The sequence below is a fragment of the Nonomuraea longicatena genome, assembly GCF_039525605.1.
GTDB classification, from domain to species: Bacteria; Actinomycetota; Actinomycetes; order Streptosporangiales; family Streptosporangiaceae; genus Nonomuraea; species Nonomuraea longicatena.
The window spans coordinates 1-9,018 of record NZ_BAAAHQ010000064.1; the positions used below are offsets into that span (position 1 = coordinate 1).

A 9,018-nucleotide genomic window follows, 5' to 3' on the forward strand; every position below is an offset into this window, starting at 1 on the left:
GGGTGCTGCTCGCCGCATGACGACTGGTGTCCACACTTCGGGGAGAGCCCCCGTGAATCTCTGATGAGGGACGCGGCGAGCTCAGCATGGCTACTCCAGCGGAGTGGCTCCTCTAGCTTGATCTCGTCGTAAAGCTCGTTGGAGAAGCGGAGGAAGGCCGCCAAGACCTCCCGTGTGTTGGCTGGGCTCAGGTACCCGGCGTGTACGACGCCGTCTCGCACATCGATGAGTTGTTCCAGTAGCGGTTTGGGTGTCCGCACCGGCATCAGCTGGTCGATCCTTGTAAGGGCCTCCCTCGCGCTGATCGTCCGGGGCTCCTTTAGCTTGCGGGCGCTCGCACCCAAGCCGGTTAGGTGCAGCAACGAATCAAAGTTGCCGTTGCGGAGCTCCACAAGCAGCGCCGGATGTTTGTCGAACAGGTACGCCTTGCTGAGGTGCTCAAGCGAGAGCGCGGCATTGATCAGAATCACCCGCGCGTCGTCGTCGAGGTAGGCATCGAGAGCACGTCGGGCGAAGTCTTGCGCCGATGCCACAAAGTGGTCGCGGTCGAGGATCGTCACATGACCGAGAGTAGGGCTGTGCCCGCTAGATCCGCAGCATCATTCCCTCAATCCCCAGCTTTGCGAAAGGCGGTGCGGTGCGCGCTGACATCACTCTGTCGTCCCCTGTCCAGGCGTCGGCCCGAGTCCTCCAGCTACAAGGCATGTTCGACGTCGCCATCGAGGAGAAACTGACCAACTCCTGGACGATCGAGCTCCCCATCGAGCAGAAGCAGTGGAACGTCGGACTGATCGTAGGGCCATCCGGCGCGGGCAAGTCCACGATCGCCCGACACCTATGGCCCGACCAGATCATGGGCGCCCAGACGTGGAGCGACCAGGCGCTCGTGGACGACTTCCCGCAAGAGATGGGCATCAAGGAGATCGTGGCGTTGCTCGGCGCAGTCGGCCTGTCCAGCCCGCCGGCGTGGCTGCGGCCGTTCGGCACGCTGTCCAACGGGGAGGCGTTCCGCGCGTCGATCGCGCGGGCCTTGGCCGACACGGACGGCCTGGTCGTGGTGGACGAGTTCACCTCGGTTGTGGATCGCCAGGTAGCGAAGGTCGCCTCGCACGCGGTATCCAAGGCTGTCCGCCGCAGCGGTCGGCGGCTTGTTGCTGTGACGTGCCACTACGACGTGCTCGACTGGTTGCAGCCCGACTGGGTGCTCGACGTTGCGACCAGCTCCTTCACGTGGAGGTCGGTTCAACCCCGGCCAGCGCTCCAGCTCGACGTCCGCGAGGTCGATCGGTCGGCCTGGGCGATCTTTCAGCGTCATCACTATCTGACCGGCACTCTGCATAAAGCCGCGAAATGCTTCGGTGGCTATATCGCCGGAGAATTGGTGGCGTTCACTTCGTATCGCCATTTCCCGCATCCAAAGACGCGCAATATCAAAATGGCGCATAGGACTGTGGTTCTGCCGGATTATCAGGGGCTGTCGATCGGCGGCGCTTTGACGGAATGGATGGGGCAACATCTGTACGAGCGCGGCTATCGCCTGCGCGCGGTTCTGTCGCATCCGGCACTGATCGCCTACCGCTCCCGGTCGCCGCGCTGGAGGCTGGTCGGGCAGGACAAGAGCCTGCGCACCACCTCGAAGGAGAAGCACCTGCACGCGCACTCCCTCAACCCGCGGCGGCTGGGCACCGTGTCTTTCGAGTACGCCCCGATCAGCCCCCGGTGACCGCGAGGTCCCGCACTTTCGACCAGCCCGTCATCCCCGGCGCGTCCACATCGGTGAAGCCGCGCCGCCAGTCGAGCGGCGGCGCGAACAGCCCGAGCTTGCCGCTGACCTCGACAAACCTGGTCGCGGACTGGGCTCCGGACAAGACCCAGTTCCACTGGTAGGGGTTGGCCCACGCCGAGTCGTGCTCGCGCACGATGTCGTCAAGCTCGACCGACCCCAGAATCACGCCGAATTGAAGCAGCTCCTCCGGGAGCGTCACCCCCAGCTCGGCCACCCGAGCCCAGCCGCGGGAGTCTTCCTTCTGGCCGGCATGGATGAGCAGCTCACCGCGGTAGCGGGTATCCCACGAGCGGTTCTCGACATCCTTCAGGCCGGCGACGATCAGCGCCGCCCAGGGCTGCTTAATGGTGATCGCTTTAATCATTCGCATTATCGCAGGATAGCTCACCGATAAGCGAATTAGACGCAGACCAACCTTTACTTTTTTTAGGGGGTGCTGCTCAATGAGTGTGTCCCTTGCAAAGCGAGTTGAGGTCGCTGAGCGGCGAGCGAAAATCGTTCAGATGCGTCTGGCTGGAATGAGTCACGACGCAATCGCGCGGCAGCTTGGCATCAAGGGTGGGGCCTACGCGGTCTCCAAGGACATGACGCGTGCGTTGGCGGCTGCGGCGAAGGCGCAGCAGGAGTCCTCGGAGCAGCTGCTTGAGATCGAGATTCGGCGGCTGGACCGGCTGATGCAGGCCCTCTGGCCCAAGGCCCTCGACGGCGACGTCAAGGCCGTCGAGGCTTGCGAGAAGCTCATCACCCGCCGCAGCTACCTGCTCGGCCTGGACCAGATGAACCGCGGCGGCGCCCAGGACGGCGACGTGCTGTCGCTGCTCGGGTCGCTGTTCGACTCGCTGCGCGTCCAGCACGTGCCGGGCGAAGTCGTCGAAGCGCACGTAGTAGGCGAGATCAAGCCCGGTGGCAAAGACGACGACCCGGACGACGAGGACGAAGGGTGAGTCTGGCCCTGGTCCGGCTATCGCCCAAGCAAGAGAAGTCGATCGCGGAGTCCGTCGCGCGCATCAACATCTGGACGGGCGCGGTCAGGTCCGGGAAGACGATCGCGTCGCTGCTCAGGTGGCTGATGTACGTCTCCCGAGCTCCTCGCGGCGGCAGTTTGGTGATCGTCGGCAAGACGAGCGACACCATCTCGCGCAACGTGTTCGAGCCGCTCATGGATCCCGCGTTGACCGGGCCTGTGGCGCGCAGGGTGTTCTACAACCGGGGTGCTCCGACCGCGAACATCCTCGGCCGCCGGATCGAGATCATCAGCGCCAACGACGTCCGCGCCGAGTCCCGCCTGCGAGGCATGACCTGTGCGGGCGCGTATGTCGATGAGGCGACCCTGATCCCGGAAGCGTTCTGGGACCAGCTCCTCGCCCGTTGCTCGGTTCCCGGCTCCAAGATCTTTTGTACGACCAACCCTGACGCCCCGAACCATTGGCTTCGCAAGCGCTTCCTCTTGCGGAGTCACGAGCTGGACCTGCGGTGGTGGCAGTTTCAGCTGGACGACAACCACAGCCTCGACCCCCTCTACGTGGCCAACCTCAAGGCCGAGTACACCGGCTTGTGGTTCAGACGCTACGTGCTCGGCGAGTGGTGCATGGCCGAGGGCGCCGTTTATGACATGTGGGACCCGGACCGTCACATCGTCGATCACATCCCACTCATGGAGCGCTGGCTTTCGGTGGGCGTCGACTATGGCACGGTCAATCCTTTCGCAGCCCTGCTCATCGGCGTCTCCATCCCGGACAAGGCGGGCCAGCGGCGCCTCTACCTGGCCTCCGAACTGCGGTGGGACTCCCGCGTCGAACGCCGCCAGCTGACCGACGCCGAGTACTCATCCCGGCTTCAGGAATGGCTCGACGGCATGCCGGACTCCTACGGCCCCGGAACCCGCGGCGTGCGGCCGGAGTGGCTGATCGTCGACCCGTCCGCCGCCTCCTTCACCACCCAGCTCCACCGTGACGGCCTCCTGCCGATGATGGGCGACAACTCCGTCTTGGACGGCATCCGCACCGTCTCCAACCTCATTGCCGCCGATCACCTGCGAGTGCACCGATCTTGCACGGGGCTACTCGGCGAGATCGGGAGCTACTCGTGGGACGAGAAGAAGGCCGAGCGCGGAGACGACGCCCCGATCAAGACCGATGATCACTCGCTGGACGCCGCCCGGTACGGCCTGCACACCACTCAGGCGGCCTGGGCGCAACTTCTGGAGCCCGTCCCCAATTACAGATAGACCCTCGCTCGGGAGTCTCGCGGCCCTGAGCGGGTTCGCTCCGCCTGGACTGTCCCAGTCCGGGCGTTGAGCACTCCGGTGTCTGGTCGTGCCCTGTTGAGGGGCAGCGCACGGCCAGACACCGGCCGTAACCCCGCCGACTGAGGAGAGGACCCACGTGGCCGACTTCACGTTCAACGCCGCCAAGGGCCGCGTGGTCGAGTTCTACCGGCAGGTCAAGGCAGGCCCTCCCGGCGCCGCCCTGGTCATGGTCGTCTTGGCTGCCGCCGCGATTGAGGCGGATGGTCTGATGAACGACCGGGTGAGCCTCGCGGACGTGCTCACGGGTTCCACCGAGGCCAGCAATGCCGGATACGAGAGAAAGGCGTTGCTGAGCGCGGATCTGGCCGAGGTGGTCGTGGACAACGTCAACGATCGGGTCGATCTCGACATCCCCGACCAGACCTATGTCAACGTGCAGGCAGCGGGCGGCGCCTGGGGCAAGATCCTCATCTGCTACCGGCCCGGCTCGGTCGTCCCCGATTCGCAGATCATCCCCTTGACCGCGCACGACTTTCCGATGATCCCGGACGGCGCCAACATCGTCGTCCAGACTGACGCTATCGGCTTCTACCGCGCCACCTGATGCATGGTCTTCATCAGCGAGGACTTCGAGGACGACACTTTCGTCCTGGACATCACTGGCACTTGGATCCGGACGAACGCCTCGGCTGGCTCTGGCTCCTGGTCGATGCGCAGCGCGCCCATTGGCCACAGCCAGATGACCGAGATGGTCGTGCGGGTTCCCGCCGAGGCCACCCACATGCAGTCCAAGATGCGCCTGTCGACCGAGGGCGGCGGCTACGATCCGCTGGAGCTCTACGGCATCACCGGGGAAGGCCAGTACCTTCTCCTCGACGGCGCCTGGGGCATCCTGGACTGGCACACCTGGGCTAACCCGGTCCGGGTAGGCGCGTACGCCGCGATCGCCTTCCGCTACTCCAGAGACCACATCGACGGCGGCGGCGAGGACACCGTCTGGATCGACGACCTCACCTTCTACAACGCCACCCCGGAACCGCCTGAAGCGGTGGCCAACAACTTCGACGCCGGACAGCACGGAGCGCCGATCACCGCGGAGAACTCGGGCGGGCTGAACGGGATGGCGTTCACCCTCACCACCGGCGAGCCCAGGTACACCGGCGACCGGCCGAGGCGACCGGGTGGTCTCGCGCTCGACTGCGCCACAGCTGATGGACAGGCCGAGGTGCGGTGGACCGGCCCGCCGGGCTTGACCGGTACTACGATCTTCGCCCGCTTCTACTGGCGCGCCGTGGACAACACGGGACGTCGGCAGACCGTGTTCGACATGACCTCCGAATCGGCCTGGGTCGTTGACCTGTGGAACGACTTGCCCAACAGCTTGAGGCTCGACTTCGCCGGAACGGTCGGCCCGTCGCTCACCGGGATCCCGGCTGACCGTTGGGTGCGCATCGAGGTCGGTCTCACGGTCACCGCAGGTGTAGGCCACGTTGAGGCATGGGCCTATCACGACCCCGACTCCGCGACGGCTGACCAGCACGTCGTCTCCTCTTTTACCGCTGTCGCGGAGATACCTCACCGGTTCAGGTTCTACGTTGTCCGTGATGCTGGCGGCCACACGCTGGTGGACGACATCGCTGTGGCGGACACCAAGCTGGGCCCGGTTGGGCTGCCTCGTACTGCGTCGATGGGCGCGGCCGTCGAGTCCGGCGTAGCCAAGGTGCTGCCCCGAGTATCGCGGCACAGCATGGCCCTGGTCCCTGGAACTGACACCGCGCGGACGCTGCAGCGCGGCAAGCAGCACGTGATCCTCTCGGCGTCGTCGTCGGAGTCCGCGCTGGCCCTGCGCTCGGGCAGGATGCACGTGATCGGCGCCGCTGGCGAGGACGGGCGGGCTGGCCCGCTGGACGCCATTAAGATTGCCACTATCGCCGCTGTCGTTAACGGCGAAGAGAGCCGACGGCTGTACGGCGAGCTGAGCCTCGGCTTAGCGCGCGACGAGTCGCAGACTCGGCCGCTCACGCGGGTCAAGGCCCGACCGTTGAGCGCGGCGATCGAGCACAGCAGCGCGAAGGGTGTGGTGCTGGCACGCGGCCGGACGCTCGCGCGGGCCCTCTCTTCTGAGGCCGGTATAGCGCTGAGGTGGACGAAGGCCGGGGTCATCGGGGCCACCGCCGACCGAAACGCGGCTGCTGTCCTCTCTCCGCTGCTTCCGCCGCTCGCTGTGGGCTTGCCGGACCGGTTGTGGGGCGTGAGCGCGCCCGAGTTGCTGAGAGGAGGAGTCGTGGACCCCATCTCGTCACTATCGCTGGAGTACGTGCGCGTCTTCGTCCGGCACGCTCGCGGAACCGAACCCGTGGAGATGGCCTTCACCACACCCGGCATCGAGCCGGGACCTGCGGACTGGAAGACCGCCAGTTGGGCTGAAACCAAGAACTTGGGCGCTGTCGCACACATTCTCGTCGGTCCGAACGGAGCCGTGACTCTTGCCGATGGCACCTACCAGGTGTGGGTGCGCACCACCCGTCGGGAAGAGCGACCGGTCCTACCCAGCGGGCTAGTCCCGATCATCTAGTGGAGAACTCATGAACCAGCACCCCAGCATCGGCCGCATCGTTCACTACGTCTCATACGGAACGCCAGGGGGTGAGTTCACCTCCCAGTGCCGGGCCGCGCAGATCACGGAGGTCGCGCCCGACGGGACCACCGTGGGCCTGGCCGTCATGAACCCCACGGGCCTGTTCTTCCACTCCCTCGCGCAGGGAGGCTGCGAGCACCACGAGACATACGGCGTGAACCCGCCCGCCCACCGCGGCGGCACCTGGCACTGGCCCGAGCAGGTCTGACCCGCAGCCTGATCCCCTTTCCCATCCCGTAGCACGAGCTCTATCGGCTCGCCATTCCCGCAAGCGGTTCCGCTTGCAAGAAGGGAGGTGGCGGTGCCGCTTCCCGACCGTGATATGGACTGGCCCCCGCCCCACACACGGCAAGAGAACAAGCTCTACGCCCAGTGGGGGGCCTGGTACTCAGGCGACCCCGACCGGTTGGCACAGGTGTACGGCGCGGGCGTGACGCCGGGCCTCGGCCTGGATCTGAAGGGTTGGGACCGACCGCTTCAGTACGCTGGCGGCGTCGTCGGGCGGGTCGCCCGCTGGTTCTGGGGCTCACCGATCCCTGCCGGTCAGTCGCGCAGCACGAAGCTGCACGTCCCGATCGCCGCCGACATCAGCGCGACCAGCGCGGACCTGTTGTTCTCCGAGCCGCCCACGCTCCGCGTCTCAGGAAAGAAGGGGCAGGCGCGGCTGGACCGCGTCCTTGCTGACGGCGGCGTCTACAGCATGCTCCTGGAGTCCGCAGAGATCGGTTCTGCGTACGGCGGCGTCTACTTGCGGGTCGGCTGGAACAGCGAGATCGCGGACTACCCCATCCTCGACCTGGTCCCCGCCGACGCGGCCGTACCGGAGTTCGCCAACAACAGACTCGGCGCGGTGACCTTCTGGAAGGTGGTCCACGAGGAAGAGAAGGCGGTCTGGCGTCACCTCGAACGTCACGAGCAGGGCCGGATCTACCACGGGCTGTACCGCGGGGACCGTGAACGGCTCGGCATGCAGGTGCCTCTGGAGGACCACCCCGAAACCGCTGGGTTCGCGGAGATCGTAGACGCCGAGGGCGGCCTGGACACCGGCTACGACAAGGGCCTGCTCACCTACTACGTGCCGAACATCAAGCCCCATCGGCTGCTGCGCGGTACCTCGCTCGGCCGCAGCGACTACAGCGGTGTCGAGCCGCTGATGGACGCGCTGGATGAGACCTACACGTCCTGGATGCGGGACCTGCGGCTCGGTAAGGGCCGGATCATCGTGCCCGAGGTCTACCTGGCCAACACAGGCCGCGGCCGGGGCTCCACCTGGGATCCGGACCGCGAGGTGTACTCCGGCCTGGGCATGATGCCGCCCGCCAACGGCGGCCCCAGCATGATCACGATCAGCCAGTTCGACATCCGTGTCGCCGAGCACAAGGAGACCGCCCGCACCCTGCTGGCGCAGATCCTGCGCGGCGCGGGCTACTCCGTGCAGAGCTTCGGTGAGGCAGGCGAGGGCCAGGCCGCCACAGCGACGGAGATCCACTCACGCGAGCGCAAGTCGTTCGTCACGCGCGGCAAGAAGCTCAACTACTGGACGCCCGCGCTGGCCTGGCTGGCCGAGGCCCTCCTGTCGATCGACCTGGCCGTGTTCGGCACGAAGGTCGTCGCGGAGAAGGCAACGATCGAGTGGCCGGACGGGGTCATGCCTGATCCGGAGAGCCTGAGCCGGACGCTGGACATGCTCACTCGGGCCCAGTCCGCCAGCGTTGACACCCGTGTCCGGATGCTCCACCCAGACTGGGACGACGGCCAGGTCAAGGCCGAGGTGCGGCGCCTGCGCGACGAACTCGGGCTGAACCTGCCGGACCCGGCCGAGCTCAACGAGACGTACGTCCCGGGCGATGGCGACGACGACTAGCGGGCCGACGCCTGAGCAGGCCATCGAGCAGGCTCTCGAACAGGCCCGGCTCGTGGCCCGCATGTACGCGGAGGCGGAGCAACGACTCGCCGAGAAGATCGCTAAGCACGCGACCGGCGGGGACGAGCAGGACGCCAGCAAGTGGCAGGAGCAGCGGTTCGCCGAGATCGGGCAGCTCCGCAAGGATGCCCAGCAGATCATCAAGCGGCTCGACTCGGTGGCGAAGAAGGCCGCCGAGAAGGCCGTACTCCAGTCCTGGGCCGCTGGCATGGACTCCGCCGTGGTGGCCGCGCTGTCGCAGGTGCACGACGACAAGGTCCGTAGACGCCTGGAACAGGTCCTGAAGGACGCCCGGAAGCTGGGGTCGAAGAAGCTGATCAACCCCGGCCAGGGTGTCAACGAACTGGCCAGACAGACGGTGGAGAAGCTGGGGGGCTCTCCCCGAAGTGTGGACACCAGTCGTCATGCGGCGAGCAGCACCC

Annotated in this window: 10 protein-coding genes; 8 read left to right on the top strand and 2 right to left on the bottom strand. The window is 66.3% G+C overall.

The window, feature by feature from the left end; all coding sequences use genetic code 11:
• The coding region (locus ABD120_RS38670; protein WP_343955354.1) for a hypothetical protein at window positions 1-560 on the bottom strand (560 nt) is incomplete at its 3' end.
• 143 nt (window positions 561-703) lie between these two features.
• On the opposite strand from ABD120_RS38670, the gene ABD120_RS38675 reads away from it, so the two are divergent.
• Window positions 704-1,723, top strand: coding sequence for a GNAT family N-acetyltransferase (locus tag ABD120_RS38675; RefSeq protein ID WP_343955355.1), 1,020 nt, complete (start codon window positions 704-706; stop codon window positions 1,721-1,723).
• Here ABD120_RS38675 and ABD120_RS38680 read toward each other — a convergent pair.
• Window positions 1,710-2,156, bottom strand: coding sequence for an ASCH domain-containing protein (locus ABD120_RS38680; protein WP_343955356.1), 447 nt, complete (start codon window positions 2,154-2,156; stop codon window positions 1,710-1,712). The two genes, ABD120_RS38675 and ABD120_RS38680, sit on opposite strands and share 14 nt — an antisense overlap.
• A 133-nt stretch (window positions 2,157-2,289) precedes the next feature.
• Here ABD120_RS38680 and ABD120_RS38685 point away from each other — a divergent pair, with 133 nt between their 5' ends.
• From ABD120_RS38685 to ABD120_RS38715, 7 genes are all read left to right on the top strand, one after another.
• Complete coding sequence (locus ABD120_RS38685; RefSeq protein WP_343955357.1) at window positions 2,290-2,730, top strand: hypothetical protein; 441 nt, start codon at window positions 2,290-2,292, stop codon at window positions 2,728-2,730.
• Window positions 2,727-4,013, top strand: coding sequence for a PBSX family phage terminase large subunit (locus ABD120_RS38690; RefSeq protein ID WP_343955358.1), 1,287 nt, complete (start codon window positions 2,727-2,729; stop codon window positions 4,011-4,013). Before ABD120_RS38685 ends, ABD120_RS38690 begins: the two co-directional genes overlap by 4 nt.
• Window positions 4,014-4,170: 157 nt before the next feature.
• The gene (locus ABD120_RS38695; protein WP_343955359.1) at window positions 4,171-4,638 is read left to right on the top strand and encodes a hypothetical protein; all 468 of its coding nucleotides are present in this window, start codon (window positions 4,171-4,173) and stop codon (window positions 4,636-4,638) included.
• Between the two features lie 3 nt (window positions 4,639-4,641).
• Complete coding sequence (locus ABD120_RS38700; protein WP_343955360.1) at window positions 4,642-6,609, top strand: hypothetical protein; 1,968 nt, start codon at window positions 4,642-4,644, stop codon at window positions 6,607-6,609.
• Window positions 6,610-6,619: 10 nt separating this feature from the next.
• The gene (locus tag ABD120_RS38705) at window positions 6,620-6,880 is read left to right on the top strand and encodes a hypothetical protein (RefSeq protein WP_343955361.1); all 261 of its coding nucleotides are present in this window, start codon (window positions 6,620-6,622) and stop codon (window positions 6,878-6,880) included.
• A gap of 93 nt (window positions 6,881-6,973) precedes the next feature.
• The gene (locus tag ABD120_RS38710) at window positions 6,974-8,536 is read left to right on the top strand and encodes a phage portal protein (RefSeq protein ID WP_343955362.1); all 1,563 of its coding nucleotides are present in this window, start codon (window positions 6,974-6,976) and stop codon (window positions 8,534-8,536) included.
• Window positions 8,520-9,018 (top strand): phage minor capsid protein (locus tag ABD120_RS38715; protein WP_343955363.1); only part of this gene is annotated, 499 nt, incomplete at its 3' end. The genes ABD120_RS38710 and ABD120_RS38715, both read left to right, overlap by 17 nt.

Excerpts from the sequence above, each read along its gene's own strand:
- ABD120_RS38705 (WP_343955361.1), top strand. The coding sequence starts at position 6,620 with ATGAACCAGCACCCCAGCATCGGCCGCATCGTTCACTACGTCTCATAC.
- ABD120_RS38685 (WP_343955357.1), top strand. The coding sequence starts at position 2,290 with ATGCGTCTGGCTGGAATGAGTCACGACGCAATCGCGCGGCAGCTTGGC.
- ABD120_RS38700 (WP_343955360.1), top strand. The coding sequence starts at position 4,642 with ATGGTCTTCATCAGCGAGGACTTCGAGGACGACACTTTCGTCCTGGAC.
- ABD120_RS38680 (WP_343955356.1), bottom strand. The coding sequence starts at position 2,156 with ATGCGAATGATTAAAGCGATCACCATTAAGCAGCCCTGGGCGGCGCTG.
- ABD120_RS38675 (WP_343955355.1), top strand. The coding sequence starts at position 704 with ATGTTCGACGTCGCCATCGAGGAGAAACTGACCAACTCCTGGACGATC.